This window comes from Natronomonas sp. (assembly GCF_046483325.1).
Classification (GTDB): Archaea; Halobacteriota; Halobacteria; order Halobacteriales; family Haloarculaceae; genus Natronomonas.
Map to the genome: position 1 here is coordinate 1 of NZ_JAWODL010000033.1, position 21997 is coordinate 21997.

Here is a 21997-nt window from a genome sequence, read left to right on the forward strand (position 1 = left end):
TGCAACAGAACCGTCGCCATGCGTCGCTACAGTTCGCTCCACTCGTCACTTTCCTTCCGCGCATCGACCGTCTCGGCGGTTTCGGGATCGAGTTCTGGAGCGACTTCGGCCCACCACCCGACAGCACGAGCGCCGAGTTTCTTCCGGCTCACGAGCCCCTCTTCAGCCATCACTTTGAGGCGGTTCCGAACTCCTTCCGAAGTCATGTGCTTCCCGAACCGCCGTAGCCCTTCCGCGACTTCCGAGGTCGTCAACACCGGATCATCCTCGTAGTCAAATACTTTCAAGATCTCCTGTTCGGTAACGGTCTCCTCAAACCGCCCCGCATCGTCCCGTCCTTGACTCATACGTCTACCATAGCGATTCAATTACATAACCGTTTGGTTCGTGCAAACCGGGATGGTGCTGATAGCGTCTTTTAGTTGAAAACCACCGGATAGCGAGGGTATTAAAACGATTCTTTCACGCGGCGTGACGAAACCCCGGCGAGTCCACTTATATACCTAAACCGCAAGACTGCGACAGGGTATTTATCATCTGACTACCAGAGAGTTCGTTATGATTCGTGTCGGGGGTGCTTGCTGGCTTGCGATTCGCAGATTCAACTCGGAGAGTGTGGGGGATAATCAATCGGCCTTTGAGCCTCAATTTCATGCGACCAGATCGTCTGAGAGGTACTGCGAACAATCAACCGGGATAGCATCCCAAGCTGCTCGAATCGCTTGATACCCCGTCCAGCCTTCACCACGAAGCATTTCCCCACAGGTCTGACAAAACTCTTCGACAGTACATTCTCCCGCATCAAGTAGTAGATACAGCAGGAATGTGGGAGCAACCGCCTTCCCAGTTGTTCCTTCTGCATCGTCAAAGACACGATTGATGGATCGTCGTCCGTGTTTATCCATCAGAATCGCAAATCGGTATGCGTCGATGTGCTGTTCGATCTCCGTCTGAATCGATTTCTCGCCAGCATCTTCTCCATGCGGTCGCGGGACACACGTGACCACGGTGAAGGAGTTACTCAGGTCATCATCGAACGGCTCAAGTGCGTTCTTGCTTCCCTCGTAGATCCATCGTTCCCTCGTTCCTTCGGGCGCGTACTCGGATCGCTCTCGGGTGTGTCGTTTTAGTTCCTGATAACAGACGTTCGTTGATGTGAGGTTCAGTGTTTCCCTGATACGAGGCCAGAGACTCGTGTTGGCTACGGCGATTAGAGCGTCAGTATCGACGATGACTGGGTAGCGCTTTTCGTCATCCGCCATCGCTACTGCTGGAAGACTCCCGTCCTGTCAAGCTCCGACGCCTCTTCGAAGGCTTCTCGCTCACGTTCGATCTCTTCTATGGCATCCCCGAGAAGGATCGTTGCAACCTCGTCAGAGAGGTCACCCTGCCTGTACCGCTGGTGAAGGGTGATCTTCTCCTCGTCGGAAAGAGCTTCTTGGAGTTTCTCTCGGAGCCCCTGTCGGGCCAACTCGCTGATGTTGATCCCCCCGAGCCGCATCTGATCGACGATCTGTGTCGCTTCCTTCTCGGCTTCCCCCCGGAACTGAATCTTGTCGTTGTTCGTCGCCATCTTTGACTGTATATTTGTCACCAACCGATATAGGTGTTGTGACAAGCCATCCGTGTCAGTACAAGCCGTTGTAAGCTGACTACCACTCACGAGATCCCCAGACAGCGGCAGAATTTAATCGGTTCTTTCGCGCGGCGTGACGAAACCCCGGCGAGTCCAATTATATACCTAAACCGCAAGACAGCGGCGAGGTATTTATATTCTTATTGCCAGAGAGTTCGTCACGATTCGTGTCGGGGGTGTTCGCCGGCTTGCGATTCGTCGATGCAACTCTGAACGTATGGGGGAAAATCAATCGCCCATTGAACGAACAGCCAGTTCTACTTCAACGTCTATCGCAGTTTGCTCGCAGGGAGAAGCAGAAGCCAGTACAGCGATAGCACCTCTCTGAGTTACCCAAAGGGCCCAAAGCAGACTCATTTCGGCCACGCGTTCGTCGATGTAAGCATATTTATTACACCATATGAGTACCATCAGTATGGCGAGATCCGTAATTGGATACTGACTCCAGCTTCGGTGTCTGAGTTGGTCCTATACTAGGTGCCAAGTTTCGAGCTGCCAGGTGGCTTGTCGTTGGCTGCCCTGAACTCGAGAAAGTCGTCGTACTGATCGACGACGAGAGTCGTGTCATCCCGTGGCTTTGCAGTGCAGAGCAGCACGTAGCCAGCTTCGCGGTCCTCGTCGTAGTACCGACGTGCGTTCGGGTGGACGACCTTACCGTCGATCAGGCGGGCAACACACGTGGTACACCACCCCTGCTGACAGTCCGCCGGAAGCCACACCCCCGCCGAACGCGCGGCCGCGAGGATCGTTTCGTTCTCGTTGACTTCGAGGTTCGCCGTTTTCCCGGCTGCATCCAGCGAGGACTCCTCGGGGATCTCAATCGTGACGGTCCACATTTCCTTCGACGACTGTTTCATAAGGGCGACAGGGGGGTATGTAACTGACTGTCAGCCGATCAGGCAGAGTCGTTGAACCGATTGTTCGTCGAGTACGGGGCGTCGCCGGGTTCACCACGAGCGAAGTGGCCGGCCGGATTGATCTCACCGTCGCGTTCCTTGCTCAGGAGCTCGATGAACCACGCCTCGTGATCCATCTCTTCGTTGAGGATCCGCTGAGCCATATCGTAGGTGCGCGGATCCGCTTCCCGAGTCATGTCACAGATCTCGCTCCAGGTCCGAATCGCACACCGCTCGGCTTCCAGCAGCACTTCCAGGATGTCTTCGACTTCGAGGTCAGAGGTGTCGAAGTTACCGCTATCGTCCATCGGTGTCGGCACTTCGGCATCAGGACAGGATGCTCGGTCGGCGAAATCGCGGATGTCGTTCGGGAGCGACCCTTCGAGTTCGTAGATCCGCGGAACGACGAGTTCGAAGTGCGCTCGGTCTTCGAGACGAGCGTCTTCAGTGATCTCCTTGTAGTCTTCCTCACCAGCGAGGTGCATCCGGAGATTCGTGTAGTAATAATAGGTCGTGAACTCCGCGCCGATGGCGTCGATCAGTTTCTCGCGCAACTCTTCGGGGTCGACACCGCGCTCGCGGATGACTTCGGCCCCAACTCGCTTGCTCGTATCTCCCGGTTCGACAGCACCGCTTCCGTGCTTTTTCTCGTTTGACATCGCAACTCAACATACTGCGGGGAGTGCAATCAGATTTGACTTAGCATAAGCTAATTTCAACTAGGTTGATAAAGAAAAGACCGTTAAAGCCGGGCTTTTGTTCTAGTATCTATTTATCAATAAGCAAGATGAGCCCAGATTCGACGGCGATAGAGGAAACACGTGAGTTCGAGTTCGTTCTCCGATTCGACTCTGGAGCAGACGAATTAATGGATGTCTTCCGTCGACACAGTAGCCTCTCGCTTTGGTCGTCTGCCATTTTTGTGGGCGGTGATCATATGTGGCGACTCGATCACGCTAAAGGGACTGCTGAAGCGCTGAGTGCCTTCAATGAGGTGTTTCTCGATGAAACCCGATGCAACGAGTGTTTTGATGTCGATAGTTGTGAGACATCTCGCACATACCACGTGCTTGATTCACAAGAAACAAGCCAAACGATCTACACGCTCCGCCGCGAAATTAGCGAGTGCCAATCTCTTCCAAACTTCATTCGAAACCACGTTCGGAAGGGAACTGTATTTAAATCACGTCGAACGGACGATGAGTACCGCTGGCGCGTTCTCTATCCAGGTAGCTACCCTATTGGCGATGTCTACGACCAAATGGAGTCACATCTTCGTGAGGGAGTGTCACTCTCGGTGTCACATATCACCAGTGCCGGCAACTGGCAAGCTGTTGAGAGGATCGTTGCGGAGCTCTCACCGGAGCACTGGCGTGTCCTAAATGCTGCTGCATCTCACGGCTACTATGAACGACCGCGAGCAGTTTCCGTCGCCGATCTTGCATCAATACTAGACGAGCCCCGTTCAACTGTTCAGTATCGGCTCCGGACTGCCGAGGATCGTATTATTTCCCAATTTGTCAAGCACACACTCTGAGCGTTGGTTAGCCGTAGAGAACTCACCGAATCCCGATTTTCGGTGCTCAACGCCTTCCCGCATTTCTGTACTGATGTATTATTGTGAGATCAAAACCAGAGAGGGGTTTCTTCGATCTCAAAATATAGTTGGTTAGCTTGTGCTAAACGGGAAGTCACAGATGTCCGAACGAACAGTAAGACAGTGATATCCAATGAGCAACACCGGCGGCTATTCAAGCCGTTTCACCGACGACGAGTCGATTGAGACGCTCCTCAGAACACTTGCGGACGGTGACTGCCGGCGTATTCTTCAGTCTCTCCAGCAAGCATCGATGTCCGCACCGGAGTTAGCCGAGTGCTGTGAAATTGCACGTTCGACAGTCTATCGGAAGCTCGATTTACTGGAACAGACTGGACTCGTGAGCACACGTATTCGACTGAGCAAAACTGGTACGCACACCACAGAGTACGACCTCAACTTACAAGCGTTGCGTGTCGAACATGGCCCGGATGGCATCGAACTCGTCGTCCGATATTACGATGAGGATAGCCAAGCCACCAAGCAAAGATTGCTACCCAAATCCGGCTCAAGTTCTAGTTAACATCGAATGTTTTGCTACACAACAGTCTACATCAGTTATTTCGGCCGAACCACCAGAATGCGCCGGGATTAAAACGATTCTTTCACGCGGCGTGACGAACCCCCCGGCGAGTCCATTCCTACTTATTTCCCGGTCAGAAGTGTTCTGTAACCGATTTTCGAAGGGTGCGATCAACTCCTCGTGAATCCATCACGCTCCATGAGGGATGCCATTTAATGAGTGGCACCTCCCCAGCGGCCGCTCTCGTGTTCAGTCCAGCGGCAAGATTTTGTATATGTAGGAGTAAAGCATGCGTATATGTCTAATGCAGATACCACGGTTGGCGACGACGGGCCAGAGATGGTCCAAATCAACCTCCGGCTGAGCAAGGCGTTTCTCGAAGATATCGACACAACGTGGAAAGAGGAAGGATTCAATTCTCGGAGTGAGTTCCTCCGATACGCAGCACGCGACGCGGTGAAACACCCTGAGTTTTCTCGCGAGGGATGGAAACAGATTGCTGCCAGTGAACACGAACTGCGGTCTGGCGACGCAGAGTTAGTGTCGCGTGAGGAAGTCGTGGAGATGATGGGTCGAGACGAAGATGCCGAGTGACGAGTGGACGTGGAACTTCACGACGAGGGTGGTCGATCAGTTCGAATCTCTCGATCCGCACGTACAGGACCGAATTGTCTCGAAGTTAGACGAGATCGTCGAGTCAGAGTGGCGCGACCCCGACGAGTTCCTCAAACCACTGACCGGTGGTCCGTTCTCGAAACTACGCGTCAGGCAGTACCGGTTAGCCTGCGTTCTCGACCGGAGTGAGTCGGTGCTGGAGGTACATCGAATCGGACATCGAAGCGGGGCCTACACTGCTGACGACGACTGAGGGAGCCGATCTGCAATCGCTTGACAGCACGGGGTTCGAACGGATTCTTTGAAGCAGTGTCCCGGAATCCCGGCGAGTCCATTTATATATCTAAACCACCAGAAAGCGGCGAGATATTTATATACTGACCGCCGGATCGTTCGTCATGATTCGTGTCGGAGGTGCTCGCCGGCTTGCGATTCGTCGATGCAACTCGAGCTGTTATCGAGGTTACCAATCCCTCATTGAAGATAGCTATGTCACCTTCAGATTCTATCACCCAGTTTGAGCACCGAGAAAGACGGGACGTGCTACGGCGTTTGAACCTATTCAACTACTGATAATAGGAAGCTGCTGAATAGAGACGATCAAAAGCTAAATGCCGTGCCCAATCTACCTCAGTAACGATAGTGTATCAGATCACCCCACAATTACCCATTAATGGGCTTGTCTTTCTCCTCGCTGTCTCACTGGCAGCGTACGGTGGGGTGCAGTATCACTGCCGCGGTCACCAGTCAGATCTGCTCGCATTCACCTCACTCATGCTTGCGATCGGCCTGTGGAATCTCACGACGATCTTCATCCATGTCGTAACGTCAGCCGAGCTGATGTTGCTGGGGTTCGATTTCCTCAACACCGTCGTCGTGTGGCTATTTGTCTACTCGTTCTTGTGGTTCGCATTGGCGTATTCCGACAACACCCGGTGGGTGAATCGCTGGACCGTCGGGATCGCCGTTACTACGATCCTCGTGACCAGTACTGCTGGCATCCTCAGACCAGGGTTCATGTACGACGTCAACGGACTCGTTACCCGAGGACCAGTGACTATTTTGGGTGTTACTTTTCAAGAATGGGTAGTTCTTGACAGAGATCTCAAATCTCCGTTTCTACTCTCCCAGCTGTACGGTTATGCCGTCATGCTAATCGGTGGTGGTGTCCTCGGTCAGTATCTCCATCGGAATCGCGGTGACCTATACACCGGACAAGCCACTGCCCTCGCTGTCGGCATCGGGACGCCACTGGTCGTCAACTTCCTGTTGTTTGCTGGGATAATACCGCCGGGGGTGGGTGCCACTAGTATTGCCTTCGCTGTTACCGGTATCGCCTTCGCAATCGCCATCTTTCGGTACCGGCTCTTGCGGGTCGCCCCCTTAGGACGGCAGCAACTCGTGGATCGAATGGCCGATGCAGTCGTGATGCTCGACGACGAGAGACGGGTCGTCGACTGCAACCTCGCTGCCAGAGGTCTAGTCGATGCACCCGCGAGATGGCGAGGGATGGCTGCTACGGAATTTTTCGCGCCGTTTCCCGAACAGGTCGAAGAGGTCGCTGGACAGGCGTCAGTCCCCACTGAGATCAGCATAGAGGACGATGGGCAGACACGTCACTTCGAGCTGAATCGTTCTCCCATTGAGGACGGAGAGAACATCGCTACGGGCCAGTTGATCGTACTGCGGAACGTTACCGAGCAGAGAGAACGCGAGCGACAACTGCAACGACAGAACGAGCGGCTCGATCAGTTCGCCAGCACTGTGGCTCACGATCTTCGAAACCCACTTCACGTGGCCCAAGGGTATCTTGAACTCGTACAGGGCGAGTCTGAGAGCGAACATCTTGCTTCTATCAAGAACGCACACGAGCGCATGGAAGCCCTGACTAATGATCTGCTGACGCTGGCCCGAGCCGGGCAGACCGTCGAAAACCCTGCGTTGATCGGACTCGCGAACGTTGCCGGAGCCGCTTGGACTCACACCGATCTTGCTAATTGTGAGTTCACCCCCGGTGTTCCAGCGGGGACGAAACTAGAGGCCGACCGTGATCGGCTGTTGCAGGTCTTTGAGAATCTCTATCGGAACGCAGCCGACCACAACGACACTCCAGTAACCGTGCGCGTCGGGATGCTTGGCGACCGCGAACCGTCCACTGACGGTGGCCAGCGAAGGGGCTTTTTTGTCGAAGACACTGGGGATGGCATCCTAGACGAGCAGCGTGAGGAGATTTTCGAGCACGGCTACACAACTAGCGCTGACGGGAGCGGATTCGGGCTCTCGATCGTCTGGGATATTGTCAAGGCGCACGGGTGGGACATTCGGGTGACAGCCGGATCCGACGGCGGCGCACGTTTCGAGATCACCGGCGTTGGGTTTACGGAAAATAGCGCTGAAATCACCCACCTGATCTCCGAGCGATAGCGGACCGATTCCCCCGTGTCCGCCCGAATCGTGATACGGGATACTCACAACGTGCGAACTACCGATGGAGGTGATCCGCGCCGTCGAAGTCAAACCCGACGTCCCCGACGAGTCCGCCTGAGCCGATTTTGTCGCCCGACGCGGGATCCATAGCATAGCGTTTCCACGGCGTCCGAGATCGGCGGTTCCGCGTACCTGGTTGGACCTCTCCCGTCTCCACAACGCACTAGTTTTTACCGCTCCCCCGAGACCACCCGCGCATGGATCGGACTCTGATCGCGGTCCCGAGAGACGAAGGCGGGGTCGAGGAGTCTCCCGAATGACGCTCAACAGGTTCCGATCGATTTCGAATCGGGTGATCGCGCCGTTCGTGTCGGTCGCCGACCGTCTCGGACTGACGCCAAACGCGGTGACGATGGCGTCGTTGGTGGTCGCCGTCCTCGCCGGCGTCGCCTTGGCGGCCGCCGGTGGCAACTCGCTGTGGTATCTGGTGGGTGGCGCGTTGGTGTTGTGCAACGGCTTTCTGGACGTACTCGACGGGGCGCTCGCGCGGCAAACGAACAGCGCGACGCCGGAGGGGGACTTCCTCGATCACGTGGTCGATCGCTACGCGGACGTCGTCATTCTTGGCGGATTGGTGGCCGGCGTCGGACGCTTCGATCTGGGTTTCGTCGCGATCGTCGGCGTGCTGTTGAACGCCTATCTCGGCACACAGGCGCAGGCGATCGGGCTCGGACGGATGTACGTGGGGCTCGTGACGCGGATCGAGGTCCTGCTGCTCGTCGGCGGGGTGAGCATCGCCGCGACGTGGATCCGCGCGGAATATCTCGGGATGACGATTGTGGGGTGGCTGCTCGTTTTCTTCGCGATCGCGAGCAACCTCACCGCACTCCAGCGCGTGGTTCAGTCGTGGCAGTTGCTTCGGGAGGAGTGAGCGTTTCGCCCGGTCGTGTCCCTCGACCGACGAATTTCACCTGCGGACGGGGATCGAGATGGGTATGACCGCTCACGTACTCCCGATTATCGAGTGCTACGCTCGAGCCACACTCCGCAGGTGCTGATCGGAGCGCGTCCCACGGTGGATCCCAACGACGGGCGTCCGGTGAACGCATACGGACGTACCCCGGGAATTCGATCGGTAAGAGAACCATACTAACTTTATAGGTGGATCCTAATGGTACCACAAGGCCGATGTCAGACATTCACTTTCCACAGGAAACGAAGGGCTGCTACTACCAGCGCCCCAAGAGCTGCTGTGCGCTCTGTTATTTCCGCCTCGTCCGCTCGATTCTGACACCCAACTGAGCGCCGTCTCCCGATCGACCTCGGCGGCGCGAAAGAGCCATGCCGGTCGCCTCTGAACGTCGCACATGGCCGTCGTGAGCCTCGACCTCGACGGGACGCTCGTCACCTGTCCCGAACCGCGCGAGCGCTCCTTCGAACACGCACGCGACGAAGCCGACCTCTCGGTCCCGCTCCCTCCCGTCGAACCGTATCGCAGCGCGTTTCACGAGTCGCTGCTCGGCCGGTTTCCCGAGCGTGCTCCCGACGCCCCTGTCCGCCGTCGCGCCCTCCGTCGGGCCTTCGAGAGCGCTGGAACAGCCGTTTCGGACGCTGACATCGCGGCGTTTGCCGACGCTTACCGTCGTCGTCGGCTGGATCGACTGATCCCGATGGACGGCGCTGAAGCCCTCCTCGACGCGCTTTCGGCGACCCACGCGGTCGTCGTCGTCACGAACGGTCCTGCCGAACTCCAGCGCGAGAAACTCGACCGAACCGGCCTCACGGCCCGCGTCGACGCGCTCGCGGTCGCTGGCTGCTGTGGGACGGCCAAACCCGACCCGACGCTCTTCGAGATCGCCTTCGAGCGCGCCGGCGAGTCGATGGCATCCGCAGTCCACGTCGGTGACGCCCGCTTCGACGTCGAGGGGGCGATTGCGGCCGGACTCGATCCGATCTTTCTCCGTCCCGGCCCTGTCCCCGAGTGGCTCCCGGCGGACGTACCGACGTGTCGATCGCTCGATGCGGTTCGCCGGTTAATACTAGATGACTCACCTCACTCGGCGTCCGGGTAGAGCCGTTCGACGCGCTCGCGGAGGTCGTGCGCCTCGATGTACGTCACGATCGGATCGGGAACGTGACTGGCCCACGGCTCTCTTTTTGCCATCGCTCGGCGGATCTCGGTACCGCTCACCGTTCGGGTCCCCCGTTTGTACCGAACGGCCCGACCGTGCTCGCGTAGCGTTTCGATCTTGTGTTCGTGCCACGCTTCGAGGACGTTGACGTAGTGGATCGCCCACGGCGGCGCGTAGGCGTCCCACAGCTCCGGGCGGTTGATCGGGAACGGTGTGATATCGATCGCACAGTTTAACGCGGCGTCGTCGAGCGCCTCTCGGATCATTCGCTGACGTTCGTAGTAGGTGAACGGGTTGTTCTCGGGACGGTGGCGATCGGGATCCGCGTCTTCTCGTGCCGTGTGCGCCGCGTCGGCGTTCGTTATCCCGACGACGAGCCGATCGCCCGAGTGCTCGCGTGCGGCCCACCGGACGTACGCGAGGTGCTCGTCGTGAAACGGTTGAAACCGCCCGTGGACGTGTGCGACCGGTGATTCGGAGCTCATACTCGATCCCCCTCGCCGACGCCACATGGGCGTTGCTACCGCGCCGGCGCTCCGACGTCGAGGTACCGATCGGCGTCGACGCCACGCTCCCACTGCAAATCGCCCTCAGTGGGGGTCAATTCGCCGATTCGTGTCGGGGCGGTCCCAGCGCAGTCTGTCAGTCGCCCTTCGAATCGGTCGAGTGCAGCCGGCGTTCCGATCGCCGCGATCGGACCGTTCGTCTCGACGGTCGCGTCGGGGACGAGCCACCGGTCGCGGACCGACGCGAGCGTCTCCCGGTCGGAAAGCGGAAGCGACGTGAGCCGCACGCCACACCCCGCGGCCTCCACCGCGTCAGCGAGCCCTCGAATACCCGGTCCGGAAACGTCACCCGCCCATTTCAGATGCCGATCCGGATCGAAGGGCTCGTCGGGTCGGGGACACGACGCCGCGATCGCCTCGGCGACGGCGGCGTGGTCTCGCGACAACGCCTCGATCGCACGGTCGCGAACCGCCGTTCCGGGTGACTCAGCCAACCCCACCCACCCCGCGTACAGCGCGAGGCCGCCCAGCGCCCGGTGGATCGACACTTCATCGCCCGGTTCGACGCCCCCGATCCGAACCGGCGGGATCCGATCCGTCGAGGCGACGACCGAGGCACCGAACTGCCAGCCGACACCGTCGTGAACGACGACAGACGGGTCGTACACCGACGTCTCCTCGGCGACCGCCGCCTCGTACCAACGCCGAACGCGATCGGCGGTCAGGGCCGTCCCGCGCGGGACGCCGACGATCGGTCGCAGCTCCCGCCCGGCCGCCGCCCCCTGCGTGTAGCAGTCGTTGAGGGCGTGTGCGGATGCGATCGCCGCCTGCGTCGTGGGATCGAGCCCCGGAAACGCGTGGATCACGTCGACGTTTACCGCACGATACCCGTCCGCCCGTCGGCCGGTCGGCCGGAGCGCCTCGCCCCAGACGACCGAGCCACCGTCGGTTTCCACTTGAATCGAGTGCCCTTTCAGGATCGTCGCCCCGCGCTCGCCCGCCCACCGTCCGTACACGTCCGCGAGCAGCGATCGAAACGCCTCGACGTCCGAACCGGCTGCGGCATCGACGAACGCCGCGGCGACGAATCGGCCCCTCCCGCGGTTCACAACGTCGTGATCCGTTTCGACGACGGTGCGATCCAGCCCGGTGGTGTTCGGAAGCAATCCGGCTTCCAGATCGCCGGCCACGTCGACCGGGGCTGACTCGCTTCGGATCGCCGCGAGTGCCGGCCGAACGATGCGGTCCAATGGGGTCTTTCCCGCACACCCACATCTGGTCGAAACGGCTTCGATCGGGTTCCCTCCCGTCGGTTCGCTTTCACGACCCGTCCGTCCGCTCTCACTCCCCATCGCGGCTCATCCCTCCCCCGGTCAGCGGGCGAACGTCGATCGTCGGCACCGTCCCGTCCCGTGGTGTCCGCCTGAGCCCGTCGAGGAGCACCCGATCACCGAGCGCGCGGGCGATCCTGAGCAGGTCGTCCCCCGCGATCCGACCGACCCCGCCACCCGCTGCGGGACGCTCGCCGACGCGGTCGACGCCGTCGGTCCGGGCCGTCGGTGCGACCATCGTCACCGGGACCGGCTCTCCGGAGTGGACGACGTTCCTCTCGCTCGGCGTCGTGTGGTCGGCGGTCACGACCGTGACGAGGTCGTCGTCGAGGACGTGATCGACGAGGGTCGCAAGCGACGCGTCGATCGCCTCGATCTCACACGCCTTGTCGGTCGGCGTCTCCGCGTGAGCGACCTCGTCTGGTTCGGGGTAGTGGGCGTGGACGAACTCGTGGGATTCGAGCGCGTCGAGGACGGCCGCCGCGCGCTCGTCGTATCCCTCGGGCGGGTCGATCACGTCCATGCCGAGCGTTGCCGCAAGCCCCGCGAGCACCGGCTTCGACGTCAGAGAGGCCGCGCTCATCCCCTGCGTCTCGGCGAACGGTTCCGGGTGGGTGGGCGCGCCCGCCCACTTCGAAAGGACGGCGTCGCTTTCGCCCTCGTTGAGTCGGTCGATCGACCAGCGGGTGTACGTCGCGAGCGCGTCGGCGGTTCGAGTCGCCGCCTCGGAATCGTCTGCCGCTACCGTCGGCTCGGGGTGGGTGATCGGAAGCCCCGACTCGAACGGATCAGTGTCCGTCACGCCCGGGTCGAGCGGTTCGTCGGCGGTTAATCGGAGTATCCCACGATTCTTCCAGGTGTATTCGAGCGATATCGTAACGCCGTCCGTATCGAACGCCGAGACGAGTTCGGCATCGTCGCGACAGCGCGAACGGACTTCGGAGAGGGAGCGATCCCCGACCGTCCACGATCCGTCCGACGATGATTCGATCCGCGCGAAGTTCGCACTGGCGGTCACGCCGCTGTCGGGTACGTCGACGCCGAGCCCCCGCGCTTCCAGGACGCCGCGACGCGGAACGCTCGCGGGATCGTATCCGAAGAGCCGCGCGTGGGCGCGGTCGCTCGGCATCGGCACCCCTGGCGGACCGATATCCGCGATCCCCGAGATGCCGGCCGTCGCGAGCCGATCGAGTGTCGGCGTCTCGGCGGCTTCCAGCGGCGTCCGTCCACCGAGTTCCGCCGCGGGCCGGTCCGCCGCACCGTCGAGGAGGACGAGCAGGATTCGATGGCCGTCGCCCCGCATCTCACTCCCCGAGGCCGAGCGTCTTCGCGATCGTCGATTTCTGTATCTCCGTCGCGCCGGCCGGAATCCGGAGGTTTCGGGCGACGCGGAAGACCCGTTCGACGCCGCCCGCCCGCATGAGCCCGTGGCCGCCGAGTACCTGTATGGCCCGGTCGGACCACTCGAACAGTTGGTCCTCGGGGTAGTACTTCAGCATCGACAGCAGCTGTCTCGCCTCGGGCGGTTGGCGGAGGTCCTCGAGGCTCGCGATCGACTCGTACTCCTCGATCAGTTGGATCGCGAACGCTCGCGTCGCCTTCAGCTCCGTCGCCGTCTCGACGATCGGCCACTGGACGGCCTGGTTGTGCCCGATCGGCTCGCCGAAGGCCTCCCGGTTCTCGGCGTGCGAGAGCATCCGATCGAGCAGGTACTCGCCCATGCCGACGCACATCCCGCCGCGGTTGATCCGTCGCCAGTTGATCCACGCGAGTGCGAGCTGAAGTCCCTGGCCCACTTCGCCGACCACCTGATCGTCGCCGACTCGGCAGTCGTCGAGGTGGACGTCCGAAGTGATCCCGTCCATCATGAGGTTGGTGTTGATCTTACCCGAGCGGATGCCCGGATTCTCGTTCATGTCCACGAGGAACATCGCCATTCCATCCGCGCCGTCGGCCCGGTCGGTTTTGGCGAGAATCTGGGCGGTGTCGGCGTAGGGGCCGTTCGTGATGTAGCGTTTGTGCCCGTTGAGCACCCAGCCGTCGCCGTCGCGTTCGGCGGTCGTCTGTATCGCGCCGACGTCCGAGCCGGCACCGGGTTCCGTGATCCCGATGCAGGCGGTCTTTCGCCCCTCGACGAGCGGCGCGAGCCACTCTTCGCGTTGCTCCTCGTCGAGATGTAAAAGCGGTGCGGAGGGCCCTTCGGTCCACGCCAAGACGGACTTCGTCAGCCCCGACCCGTGCCCGGTGCCGTACCGGAACACCTCCTCGATCACGTAGAAGTGTTCGAGCTGTGAGAGCCCGCCGCCGCCGACTCCCTCCGGGAGGTGGAGCGCGTAAATCCCCTCCTCGGCCGATCGTCGCCGGACTTTCGATTGGGCCTCGTGGAGCTCCGGGATGAGCTTGGCGTTCTCGTCGAGGTGATTGACCGGATCGCCGAAGTACTCCTCGTACTCCTTTTCGATCTCCTTGACGTCCGTTCGGACGAACTCTCGGACGCGCTCTACGGTGGGTCGAACCGACTCCGGCGGCTCGAAATCGCCCGCGAGTTGGTCTGGGTTCCAAGACATACGTTGACAATCCGACACCGCACAGATCAATGTTCCCCCAGCGGTGTTCACCCCCGCGGAACCGCGTCGACTGATCGAGGCTCTCGTCACGCGGTCGTCGTTCCGGTGGAAGAGCTACGACTCGCGTTGCCGTTTCGCACCCTTTTATACACCGCGGACGGTTGTACCGAGCAGGCTAACATATGAAACTGGGTCAATTCACAACGACGGACAGCACGCGACCGAGAGCGGGCGCGATCACGGACGCCGGTATCGTCGACCTCGCCGACGCCGGCGAGCGGGCGGGCGTGGCGCTCCCGAGTGAGACGTGCGAGATGTTCGGCGTCTGGAACTGGCGTGAGAAGGCCGAACTCGCCGTCGAATACGCGACGGAAACCGGCGAGGCGGTTCGCCCCCGTGGGGAAGTCACCGCGTCCGCGCCGATCACGGACCCACAGAAGATCATCGCCATCGGTCTGAACTACATGGATCACGCCGACGAGGGCGACATGGACGTCCCCGAATCGCCGCTGATCTTCTCGAAGTTCCCACAGGCGATCGTCGGGCCGAACGACCCGGTCGAGTGGGATCCCGAACTGACGGCGGAGGTAGACTACGAGGCCGAACTGGTCGCCATCATCGGCGACCGTGCCCGCAACGTCGACGTCGACGAGGCGCTGGAGTACGTCGCCGGATACACCGTCGGAAACGACGTCTCCGCACGCGATCTGCAGATGTCGGACGAGCAGTGGGTCCGCGGCAAGAGCCTCGACACCTTCGCGCCACTGGGTCCGCACGTTGTCACCCCCGACGAGCTCGACGACGTCGGTTCGCTCGACATCTGGACGGAGGTTAACGGGGAGCGACTGCAGGATGCGAACACCGAACAGCTGATCTTCTCGATCGCCGAACTCGTCTCCTTTTGCAGTGAGGCGTTCACACTCGAACCCGGTGACGTGATTTTCACCGGGACGCCCGACGGCGTCGGTTACTTCCGAGAGCCGCGTATCACGCTGGAGGACGGGGACACGATGACAGTCGCCGTAGAGGGCATCGGCGAGCTCACGAACGAGTGTCGTCACACCCCCTAAGAACGGTCGAGTAAACGCAGTTCAGTTCGGGTACTTCGGCTGTCGCTTTTCGGCGCGTCCGAGCGCCGTCTCGACGACGTCTCGAACGTCGCCGTGGAACTCGTCGCCGTGGCCGGCGTACATGTGTTCGACGTCGTCGCCTATCGCGTCCAACAGCGTTTCGATACTCCCTATGAGCCGCTCTCTGGACTGGCCGGCCATGTCGGTCCGTCCGAAGCTTCCGTAGTCGAACGCGCCGTCGTTGTGGACGACGACGTCGCCGCTGAACAGCGTCGTCTCGGAGACGAACGAGACGTGGTCGTCGGCGTGGCCGGGCGTGTAGACCACGTCGAACGCCTCGTCGCCGATGAATACCTGATCGCCCTCGTCCAGTTCGCCCGCACGTTGTGGGTGATCGGCGTAGGCGTACAGGGGCGCGTCGAAGGCGTCCAAGACGGCGTCCAACTGTGCGATGTGGTCGCTGTGTTGGTGCGTCAACATGATCGCATCGAGCGTTTCGGTGTGCGCTTCGACGGCGTCGATGACGCCGTTCCACGCGCCCGCATCGACGAGCACCGTCCGATCCCCACCGACGAGGTAGGCGTTGCAGGTGAACACGTCCGCGTCCGCCGTGACGTTGAATACGTCCATACCGGTCGCTCGGCCCGCGGTGTATTCATACCCACGGACGGGACCGCCACGTCGCGCCACCGGATCGCCGTGTGATTTACAACCCCGACGGTGGTACGTACACCCATGGGGTTCGGAAGCTACGACGAGTCCGAACAGGGAAACCACGACATCGACACCGAAGACCTCGACGGTGACGGCCCGAAAACGGCCGCTGCCCACGACGGCGAACTCAACTTCGAGTACGGCGACGCCTCGAGTGAGGACCTGCTCGAAGCCTACGAGGAGTTCAAGAGCCGGTGAAAGCCGGCCGCCGGGCGCTCGGGATCGCCGAGTCGTACCGTGGTACCGACGACGGAGCGACGAGCACGCTCGGCGGAGCCGTCGTTCGCGCGAACCGCGCCGTCGACGACTTCGCGCTCTCGACGTGCACCGTCGGCGGCCGCGATTCGACCGACGCCGCCGTCGATCTGTGGGACCGACTCGATCGCCCCGACGTTCGGTACCTCTTCGTCGCGGGCGTCGCCCCGGCGTGGTACAACGTCCTCGATCTCGACGCGCTGGCGACCGCGACCGACCGACCCGCGTTGTCGATCTCCTTCGAGGAGAGCGACGGCCTCGAAGCGGGCATCGAGGACGCTTTCGACGGCGACGAGCGATCGGCTCGCCTCGACGCCTACCGATCGCTTCCCGATCGCTCTCGGGTCTCCGTCGACGGAGACCCGCTGTTCGTTCGGAGCGTCGGTCTCGACGACCGGGACGCGAAAGCCGTCGTCGAGGCGTACACCCACGAGCGCCGGCCGGAGCCGCTTCGCGTCGCGAGAGCGCTCGCGAGGCGGGTCGACGCCGCTCGCCGCGACGGCCGCCTCGCCCCCGACTGATCCGGGGAGGTTAACTCCCGCCCCGCCGATCGGGTTGACGTGACCGACGAGATCGACGTGGTCGACTGTACGCGGTGTGCGGAGCTTTGCGCCTCGCGGAGCCGGATCGTCAACGGCGTCGGCCCGACCGACGCGGCGCTTTTGTTCGTCGGCGAGGCTCCCGGGCGGCAGGAGGACGAGACGGGCGAGCCCTTCGTCGGCCGCTCCGGCGACGTACTCGACGAGGCGCTCCGCGACCGCGGGCTCGCCCGTCTCGACGTCCGGATCACGAACTGCGTCCGGTGTCGCCCCCCGGACAACCGGGATCCGCGCGCCGAGGAGCTGGAGAACTGTCGATCGCATCTCGAACGCGAGATCGACGCCGTCGATCCGGACGTGATCGTCACGCTCGGAAAGGTTCCATCGGAGCACCTGCTCGGCCGATCGGTCGCGGTGACTGCCGAAGCGGGGTCGATCCACGACGTTCGAATCGCCGGGACGCCCCGACGAACCCTCGTTTGCGTCCACCCCGCCGCGACGCTGTACGACCCGAGCCAGCGCGAGACGTTCGCCGCGGCGCTCGACGCGGCTGTGGAGTTCGTCGACGGCGGCGATCAGTCACAACTCGGCGACTTTTGACGCCTCGCCACCGCCGGGATGGAAACTCACTTTGCCGGCCGCCGCGGATCGGGACGTATGAGCACCACCCAGCGGACGGCGGAGGTCGTCCTCGTCGATTACGGGCTCGGTAACCTCCGAAGCGTCACCCGGGGGTTAGAGCGAGCCGGCGCGGACGTGACGCTAACGGACGACCCGGCCGACTTCGCCGCCGCCGACGGCATCGTGTTGCCGGGCGTCGGGGCGTTCAGCGAGGGGATGGAGAACGCCGGACCGTTCCGTGACGCGCTCGTCGATGTAGCCGAGGAGGGGCGCCCGCTGTTCGGGATCTGTCTCGGCATGCAGATGCTTCTCACCTCCAGTGAGGAGGCCGAAACCGTCGGACAAGGCGACGTCACGGGACTCGCTCTCGTTCCGGGAACGAACCTTCGGTTCGACGGGGGACAGAAGGTGCCGCACATGGGATGGAACGAACTGACCGTCCGGCGCGAGCATCCGATCGCCGAGGGGATCGACGGCGAGTACGCCTACTTCGTCCACTCCTATTACGCCGAGCCCGACGACGAGAACGCCGTCGTCGCGACGACCGACTACGGTGTCAACTTTCCCGCGATCGTCGCCGACGAGGCCGGCAACGTCTTCGGCACGCAGTTTCACCCCGAGAAATCGGGCGAAACGGGGTTGAGGATCCTCCGGAACTTCGTCCGGTACTGTCTTGAGTGAGCGGTCGATGCTGGTGACGACGTCGGACGAGTTCGAACGAGGACCTCGCCATCTTCCGATACCGTTGGTACTCGTCGACCGCTTTCAGAGATAGTATCACTGAACCGATAAAAGATCTATATATCTCTGTATATCGGTACTGTGGTATTTTAACCGCTATGATGAGCTCGTATCACCCGTTACGTCTAACAAGTGATTCGTGCTTCCCTGTGTCCGAACATATAAATATTATTATAATTTAATATCGCGAGGCGGATGTCGTCGTACGATGGGAACCAACGACCCACAACGGCGTCGACAGTTATTGAAAACCTCGGCAGCGGCGGTGACGTTCGGTTTAGCAGGTTGTATCGGTTCGGAGTCTGCCGACATCGGCGGCAACGGGGGAGGCGAAGATCCCATGCTGGCCGACGACAGCGAGTTCGAGTTCTCCAACCCGAACTGGGCCGAGAACAACTACCTCGCCTCGCCGCTGATCGACGCCGGCTACGAACGGGGCCAGAAAGCCGACCTCGAAAACATGGGCGACCGCGAGGTCGACGAAGTCCCGCACGGTGAGCCGGTCCGCGAGCCATCGGGCGACGAGTATCTCGATCCCGACACGCTTGTCTTTACTGAGAGCCCCAGCGAGGACGTCGAGGGTCGCTACGAAGAGGACTTCGAGGCCGTCTTCGAACGCATCCGCGAGGAAACCGGTAAAGAGGTCGAGTACAGCCGCGTCGACAGCTATGCGGCCTCCGTCGAGGCGATGCGCTCGGAGCGGGCCCACATCGCCAACTTCTCGACCGGCGCGACGGCGTTCGCGGTCAACCTCGCCGGCGCGGTGCCGTTCGCGGTCGGCCTCGCCAGCGACGGCGCGTTCGGATATCGGCTGTTCGCGACGACGCGGGCCGAGGCCCACGACATCCAGAGCGTCGACGACTTCGCCCGCGATGAGGTAACCGTCGGTCACGCCGAAGAGTCCTCGAACTCCGGGCACCAGGCACCCTCGGCGCTGTTCGACCAGCAGTTCGACGTAACGCCCGGCGAGGACTACGAAGTCAACTTCTCCGGCGGCCACTCCAACACCGCTCGGGGGATCGCTGCCGGCGACTACGACGCCGGGCCGATCTGTTCGACCTGTCTGAAAGACACCGTCGATGGCGACAGCAGCCTCGAATTCGACGATTTCAAAGTCGTCTGGGCGTCGAACCCGTTCCCGAACGGTCCGATCACCTACCGGTACAACCTCCATCCAGACATCGTCGAAGGGGTCGAAGCGGCGTGGCTCGACAGCGACTTCTCGGGGACGGACTACGCCGAACGAACCGATTACACCGAGTTCCTCCCGATCGAGTACCGGCGACACTGGTACGACATCATGACGATTCAGGGATACAACGACGTTCAGTACGAAGAAGGTGCGCTGAGTGAGTAATGCTGACAGTCTCTGACCTACGGAAGACCTATCCGACCGGCGACGAGGCCCTGCAAGGCGTCGATCTCTCGGTCGAAGGCAGTGAGACCGTAGCGATGATCGGGCCGAGCGGCGCAGGCAAGAGCACGTTCATCCGGTGTGTCAACCGGCTCACCGAGCCGACCGCCGGGAGCGTCGTGCTCGACGGGGAAGATCTAACGGCCCTCGATGACGATGCACTCCGCGCGGCTCGCCGCGACATCGGCATGATCTTTCAGGAGTACAACCTAGTTGAACGTCTCACCGTGATGGAGAATGTTTTGACGGGACGACTCGGATACGTCTCGGCGTGGGCTGCATTCAGGCGGGACTTTCCGTCGACATCGATCGAACGCGCCTACGATATCCTCGACCGGGTGGGTCTCGGTGAGATGGCCGACAAACGCGTCGACGAACTCTCCGGCGGGCAACGACAGCGGGTCGGTATCGCGCGGGCGGTGATCCAGGAACCGAAGATCCTGCTGGTCGACGAGCCGACGTCGAGCCTCGATCCGGAGACCTCCGAGACCGTCATGCGTCTGCTGACGGAGATCGCCGCAGAGCGCGAGGTGCCCGTCCTCATCAACATCCACGAGGTCGACCTGGCGATCGAGCACGCCGATCGGATCGTCGGCCTCCACGACGGTGAACTCGTCTTCGAGGGGACACCGGACGACCTCGACGAACGCGGACTCGATACCGTGTACCGCGGCGCGGATTCGAGAAGCACGAATTCGCGGGCCGCGAACGACGACGCCGAGCAGACCGACGGCGACCGTCTCGTGCTCGGTCAAACTGAACCGGCCGACGGAGGGCTCTGAGGTGTCGACCGGTCGATCGACGTGGGACCGCCCGACCGTCTTTCCGCGCCGGGAATTCAAGTGGCTCACCTACCTCGCCGTCGTCGCGTTCTTCCTCTGGTCGGCGTGGGGCCTCGGTGCCGCGCCCGGACGCGTCCTCGAGGGGATCGGGAACGCCGTCACGCTGGCCGGCGATTTCGTCCCGCCGGAGGCGACGCCACGACAGCGAAACAGAATCATAGAGAAGATGCTCGAGAGCGTCGCGATCGCCATGGTGTCGACGCTGACCGGCGTCCTCATCAGCGTGCCGATCGCGTTCATGGCGGCCGAGAACATCTCACCGCGGCCGCTGTACGCTCTCAACCGCGGACTCATCGCCATTTCGCGGGCGTTCAACGCGATCATCGTCGCCATCATCGCGGTCAAAGCCGTCGGCTTCGGCCCGCTGGCCGGCATCCTCACGATCACGTTCAAGACCGTCGGCTTCTTTTCGAAGCTGCTGGCCGAAGACATCGAAGACATCGATATGGGAAGCGTCGAGGCTGTGCGGGCGACCGGTAGTTCGCCGATCCAGACGTTACTGTACGGCGTCGTCCCGCAGATCGTCCCGCGCTTTGCGGGCCTGTCGATCTACCGGTGGGACATCAACATCCGAACCTCGACTATCATCGGCATCGTCGGCGCAGGGGGGATCGGATCGGTGCTTCTCACCGCGTTCAACCGCTATGACTACGGCTACGTCTCGGCGATCCTGCTCGCGATCATCGCGGTCGTGCTGGTCGCCGAGGGCGTGAGCGCCGTCGTCAGACGGAGGTACCAGTGATGTCGAGTGAAACACCGACGTGGGAACGGTTCGATCGGCGTCGTCGATTCGGTCGGTTCTTCGCCCTCCTCACAACCGCGGTGACGGTCCTCGTCTCGTGGCGGTTTCTCTCCATTGAATTCGTCGCCCTCGATACCGTCCCGCGGGAGGTCGCGGACCTCCTCACTCGGATGTATCCGCCCGACGTGGCGTACACTCCGGAGATCGTCGGCCCGCTGATCGAGACGGTCCACATCGCCGCGCTCGGCACCATCGGCGCGGTCGTGCTCGCGATCCCGGTCGCGCTGTTGGCCGCCGAGAACACGACGCCGAACGCCCTCACGTACTGGCTCGGCAAGGTGCTCGTGACGGTGAGCCGCTCGGTGAACACCATCATCTGGGCGCTGATCTTCGTCGTCATGTTCGGGGCCGGCCCGCTCCCCGGCGCGATCGCGATCGCCTTCCGGTCGGTCGGCTTTCTCGGCAAACTGCTCGGCGAGGAGATCGAGGAGATCGACTTCGGCCAGGTCGAGGCGGTGCGGGCCGCGGGCGCGTCGCCGGTCCAGACGCTGCTCTACGGGATCCTCCCGCAGGTCAAACCCGCGCTTGTCGGGCTCACCGTCTACCGGTGGGAGATCAACATCCGGGACTCGACCGTCCTCGGGTTCGTCGGCGCGGGGGGAATCGGTGTCGAACTCTTCCGGGCGATCGACGCCTTCGCGTGGCGTTCCGTCTCGATGATGTTGATCGCGATTCTCGGTATCGTCGTCCTCAGCGAACTCATCTCGAAACAGACCAGAGGGATGGTGCGCTGAGATGGCTCACCGACACGCCAATACGGCTCCGGCGT

26 protein-coding genes are annotated in these 21997 nt (G+C 61.7%); 16 read left to right on the forward strand and 10 right to left on the reverse strand.

The features are described 5' to 3' along the window. Positions 1–26 precede the first annotated feature (26 nt). The 5 genes from R6U53_RS09600 to dps form a co-directional block, all read right to left on the reverse strand. Positions 27–347 carry a winged-helix domain-containing protein gene (locus R6U53_RS09600; RefSeq protein WP_410322145.1) on the reverse strand — a complete coding sequence of 107 codons (321 nt, stop codon included), beginning with the start codon at positions 345–347 and terminating at the stop codon, positions 27–29. Between the two features lie 303 nt (positions 348–650). Beyond that, positions 651–1262 (reverse strand): hypothetical protein, encoded by a 612-nt coding sequence (locus R6U53_RS09605; protein WP_410322146.1) that lies wholly within the window; start codon positions 1260–1262, stop codon positions 651–653. Positions 1263–1264: 2 nt separating this feature from the next. Then, positions 1265–1573 (reverse strand): hypothetical protein, encoded by a 309-nt coding sequence (locus R6U53_RS09610; RefSeq protein ID WP_410322147.1) that lies wholly within the window; start codon positions 1571–1573, stop codon positions 1265–1267. Between the two features lie 536 nt (positions 1574–2109). Continuing rightward, positions 2110–2493: a 2Fe-2S iron-sulfur cluster-binding protein gene (locus R6U53_RS09615; protein ID WP_410322148.1), complete on the reverse strand. Its 384-nt coding sequence runs from the start codon at positions 2491–2493 to the stop codon at positions 2110–2112. Between the two features lie 38 nt (positions 2494–2531). Next, positions 2532–3191 carry a DNA protection during starvation protein gene (dps, locus tag R6U53_RS09620; protein WP_410322149.1) on the reverse strand — a complete coding sequence of 220 codons (660 nt, stop codon included), beginning with the start codon at positions 3189–3191 and terminating at the stop codon, positions 2532–2534. Positions 3192–3319: 128 nt separating this feature from the next. Between dps and R6U53_RS09625 the strand changes: the two genes are divergently transcribed. From R6U53_RS09625 to R6U53_RS09655, 7 genes are all read left to right on the forward strand, one after another. After that, on the forward strand, positions 3320–4069 hold the full coding sequence (locus tag R6U53_RS09625; protein WP_410322150.1) for a helix-turn-helix domain-containing protein: 750 nt from the start codon (positions 3320–3322) through the stop codon (positions 4067–4069). Between the two features lie 193 nt (positions 4070–4262). Next, positions 4263–4652: an ArsR/SmtB family transcription factor gene (locus R6U53_RS09630; protein WP_410322151.1), complete on the forward strand. Its 390-nt coding sequence runs from the start codon at positions 4263–4265 to the stop codon at positions 4650–4652. Positions 4653–4949: 297 nt separating this feature from the next. Continuing rightward, positions 4950–5246 (forward strand): ribbon-helix-helix domain-containing protein, encoded by a 297-nt coding sequence (locus tag R6U53_RS09635; protein WP_410322152.1) that lies wholly within the window; start codon positions 4950–4952, stop codon positions 5244–5246. Next, complete coding sequence (locus R6U53_RS09640; RefSeq protein ID WP_410322153.1) at positions 5236–5520, forward strand: type II toxin-antitoxin system RelE family toxin; 285 nt, start codon at positions 5236–5238, stop codon at positions 5518–5520. Before R6U53_RS09635 ends, R6U53_RS09640 begins: the two co-directional genes overlap by 11 nt. Before the next feature lie 389 nt (positions 5521–5909). Then, positions 5910–7691 (forward strand): histidine kinase N-terminal 7TM domain-containing protein, encoded by a 1782-nt coding sequence (locus R6U53_RS09645; RefSeq protein ID WP_410322154.1) that lies wholly within the window; start codon positions 5910–5912, stop codon positions 7689–7691. A gap of 319 nt (positions 7692–8010) precedes the next feature. Continuing rightward, on the forward strand, positions 8011–8625 hold the full coding sequence (locus R6U53_RS09650; RefSeq protein ID WP_410322155.1) for a CDP-alcohol phosphatidyltransferase family protein: 615 nt from the start codon (positions 8011–8013) through the stop codon (positions 8623–8625). A gap of 436 nt (positions 8626–9061) precedes the next feature. Next, positions 9062–9766 carry an HAD family hydrolase gene (locus R6U53_RS09655; protein ID WP_410322156.1) on the forward strand — a complete coding sequence of 235 codons (705 nt, stop codon included), beginning with the start codon at positions 9062–9064 and terminating at the stop codon, positions 9764–9766. Here the strand turns inward: R6U53_RS09655 and R6U53_RS09660 are convergent. From R6U53_RS09660 to R6U53_RS09675, 4 genes are read right to left on the reverse strand one after another with little or no spacing between them, the layout of a single operon-like run. Then, the gene (locus tag R6U53_RS09660) at positions 9748–10311 is read right to left on the reverse strand and encodes a hypothetical protein (protein WP_410322157.1); all 564 of its coding nucleotides are present in this window, start codon (positions 10309–10311) and stop codon (positions 9748–9750) included. The genes R6U53_RS09655 and R6U53_RS09660 overlap by 19 nt on opposite strands. Before the next feature lie 35 nt (positions 10312–10346). Further along, on the reverse strand, positions 10347–11684 hold the full coding sequence (locus R6U53_RS09665; protein ID WP_410322158.1) for a hypothetical protein: 1338 nt from the start codon (positions 11682–11684) through the stop codon (positions 10347–10349). Beyond that, entirely contained in the window at positions 11674–12966 is a 1293-nt protein-coding gene (locus R6U53_RS09670) for a hypothetical protein (protein ID WP_410322159.1), read from the reverse strand. The genes R6U53_RS09665 and R6U53_RS09670 overlap by 11 nt, the downstream gene beginning before the upstream one ends. A gap of 1 nt (position 12967) precedes the next feature. After that, positions 12968–14230 carry an acyl-CoA dehydrogenase family protein gene (locus R6U53_RS09675; RefSeq protein WP_410322160.1) on the reverse strand — a complete coding sequence of 421 codons (1263 nt, stop codon included), beginning with the start codon at positions 14228–14230 and terminating at the stop codon, positions 12968–12970. A 182-nt stretch (positions 14231–14412) separates the two neighbouring features. Between R6U53_RS09675 and R6U53_RS09680 the strand changes: the two genes are divergently transcribed. After that, entirely contained in the window at positions 14413–15300 is an 888-nt protein-coding gene (locus R6U53_RS09680; RefSeq protein WP_410322161.1) for a fumarylacetoacetate hydrolase family protein, read from the forward strand. 21 nt (positions 15301–15321) lie between these two features. Here R6U53_RS09680 and R6U53_RS09685 read toward each other — a convergent pair whose 3' ends face one another. After that, entirely contained in the window at positions 15322–15930 is a 609-nt protein-coding gene (locus tag R6U53_RS09685; protein ID WP_410322162.1) for an MBL fold metallo-hydrolase, read from the reverse strand. A gap of 105 nt (positions 15931–16035) precedes the next feature. Here R6U53_RS09685 and R6U53_RS09690 point away from each other — a divergent pair, with 105 nt between their 5' ends. From R6U53_RS09690 to phnE (R6U53_RS09725), 8 genes are all read left to right on the forward strand, one after another. Next, the gene (locus R6U53_RS09690; RefSeq protein ID WP_410322163.1) at positions 16036–16212 is read left to right on the forward strand and encodes a DUF5786 family protein; all 177 of its coding nucleotides are present in this window, start codon (positions 16036–16038) and stop codon (positions 16210–16212) included. Beyond that, positions 16209–16790, forward strand: coding sequence for a DUF99 family protein (locus R6U53_RS09695; protein WP_410322164.1), 582 nt, complete (start codon positions 16209–16211; stop codon positions 16788–16790). Before R6U53_RS09690 ends, R6U53_RS09695 begins: the two co-directional genes overlap by 4 nt. Positions 16791–16829: 39 nt before the next feature. Continuing rightward, on the forward strand, positions 16830–17408 hold the full coding sequence (locus tag R6U53_RS09700; RefSeq protein ID WP_410322165.1) for a uracil-DNA glycosylase family protein: 579 nt from the start codon (positions 16830–16832) through the stop codon (positions 17406–17408). A 57-nt stretch (positions 17409–17465) separates the two neighbouring features. Further along, positions 17466–18110 carry an imidazole glycerol phosphate synthase subunit HisH gene (hisH, locus tag R6U53_RS09705; RefSeq protein ID WP_410322166.1) on the forward strand — a complete coding sequence of 215 codons (645 nt, stop codon included), beginning with the start codon at positions 17466–17468 and terminating at the stop codon, positions 18108–18110. Between the two features lie 400 nt (positions 18111–18510). Then, positions 18511–19527 (forward strand): phosphate/phosphite/phosphonate ABC transporter substrate-binding protein, encoded by a 1017-nt coding sequence (gene phnD / locus R6U53_RS09710; RefSeq protein ID WP_410322167.1) that lies wholly within the window; start codon positions 18511–18513, stop codon positions 19525–19527. Beyond that, positions 19527–20366: a phosphonate ABC transporter ATP-binding protein gene (phnC, locus tag R6U53_RS09715; RefSeq protein ID WP_410322168.1), complete on the forward strand. Its 840-nt coding sequence runs from the start codon at positions 19527–19529 to the stop codon at positions 20364–20366. Before phnD ends, phnC begins: the two co-directional genes overlap by 1 nt. 1 nt (position 20367) lies before the next feature. Further along, entirely contained in the window at positions 20368–21168 is an 801-nt protein-coding gene (gene phnE / locus R6U53_RS09720; RefSeq protein WP_410322169.1) for a phosphonate ABC transporter, permease protein PhnE, read from the forward strand. Further along, entirely contained in the window at positions 21168–21962 is a 795-nt protein-coding gene (gene phnE / locus R6U53_RS09725) for a phosphonate ABC transporter, permease protein PhnE (RefSeq protein WP_410322170.1), read from the forward strand. Before phnE (R6U53_RS09720) ends, phnE (R6U53_RS09725) begins: the two co-directional genes overlap by 1 nt. Positions 21963–21997 lie beyond the last annotated feature (35 nt).

Excerpts from the sequence above, each read along its gene's own strand:
- R6U53_RS09675 (WP_410322160.1), bottom strand. The coding sequence starts at position 14,230 with ATGTCTTGGAACCCAGACCAACTCGCGGGCGATTTCGAGCCGCCGGAG.
- R6U53_RS09630 (WP_410322151.1), top strand. The coding sequence starts at position 4,263 with ATGAGCAACACCGGCGGCTATTCAAGCCGTTTCACCGACGACGAGTCG.
- phnE (WP_410322170.1), top strand. The coding sequence starts at position 21,168 with ATGTCGAGTGAAACACCGACGTGGGAACGGTTCGATCGGCGTCGTCGA.
- R6U53_RS09670 (WP_410322159.1), bottom strand. The coding sequence starts at position 12,966 with ATGCGGGGCGACGGCCATCGAATCCTGCTCGTCCTCCTCGACGGTGCG.
- R6U53_RS09615 (WP_410322148.1), bottom strand. The coding sequence starts at position 2,493 with ATGAAACAGTCGTCGAAGGAAATGTGGACCGTCACGATTGAGATCCCC.
- R6U53_RS09635 (WP_410322152.1), top strand. The coding sequence starts at position 4,950 with ATGTCTAATGCAGATACCACGGTTGGCGACGACGGGCCAGAGATGGTC.
- R6U53_RS09625 (WP_410322150.1), top strand. The coding sequence starts at position 3,320 with ATGAGCCCAGATTCGACGGCGATAGAGGAAACACGTGAGTTCGAGTTC.
- R6U53_RS09660 (WP_410322157.1), bottom strand. The coding sequence starts at position 10,311 with ATGAGCTCCGAATCACCGGTCGCACACGTCCACGGGCGGTTTCAACCG.
- R6U53_RS09610 (WP_410322147.1), bottom strand. The coding sequence starts at position 1,573 with ATGGCGACGAACAACGACAAGATTCAGTTCCGGGGGGAAGCCGAGAAG.
- dps (WP_410322149.1), bottom strand. The coding sequence starts at position 3,191 with ATGTCAAACGAGAAAAAGCACGGAAGCGGTGCTGTCGAACCGGGAGAT.
- R6U53_RS09640 (WP_410322153.1), top strand. The coding sequence starts at position 5,236 with ATGCCGAGTGACGAGTGGACGTGGAACTTCACGACGAGGGTGGTCGAT.
- R6U53_RS09600 (WP_410322145.1), bottom strand. The coding sequence starts at position 347 with ATGAGTCAAGGACGGGACGATGCGGGGCGGTTTGAGGAGACCGTTACC.
- R6U53_RS09605 (WP_410322146.1), bottom strand. The coding sequence starts at position 1,262 with ATGGCGGATGACGAAAAGCGCTACCCAGTCATCGTCGATACTGACGCT.
- R6U53_RS09655 (WP_410322156.1), top strand. The coding sequence starts at position 9,062 with ATGGCCGTCGTGAGCCTCGACCTCGACGGGACGCTCGTCACCTGTCCC.
- R6U53_RS09680 (WP_410322161.1), top strand. The coding sequence starts at position 14,413 with ATGAAACTGGGTCAATTCACAACGACGGACAGCACGCGACCGAGAGCG.
- R6U53_RS09665 (WP_410322158.1), bottom strand. The coding sequence starts at position 11,684 with ATGGGGAGTGAGAGCGGACGGACGGGTCGTGAAAGCGAACCGACGGGA.
- R6U53_RS09685 (WP_410322162.1), bottom strand. The coding sequence starts at position 15,930 with ATGGACGTATTCAACGTCACGGCGGACGCGGACGTGTTCACCTGCAAC.
- R6U53_RS09650 (WP_410322155.1), top strand. The coding sequence starts at position 8,011 with ATGACGCTCAACAGGTTCCGATCGATTTCGAATCGGGTGATCGCGCCG.
- phnC (WP_410322168.1), top strand. The coding sequence starts at position 19,527 with ATGCTGACAGTCTCTGACCTACGGAAGACCTATCCGACCGGCGACGAG.
- hisH (WP_410322166.1), top strand. The coding sequence starts at position 17,466 with ATGAGCACCACCCAGCGGACGGCGGAGGTCGTCCTCGTCGATTACGGG.
- R6U53_RS09690 (WP_410322163.1), top strand. The coding sequence starts at position 16,036 with ATGGGGTTCGGAAGCTACGACGAGTCCGAACAGGGAAACCACGACATC.
- phnD (WP_410322167.1), top strand. The coding sequence starts at position 18,511 with ATGCTGGCCGACGACAGCGAGTTCGAGTTCTCCAACCCGAACTGGGCC.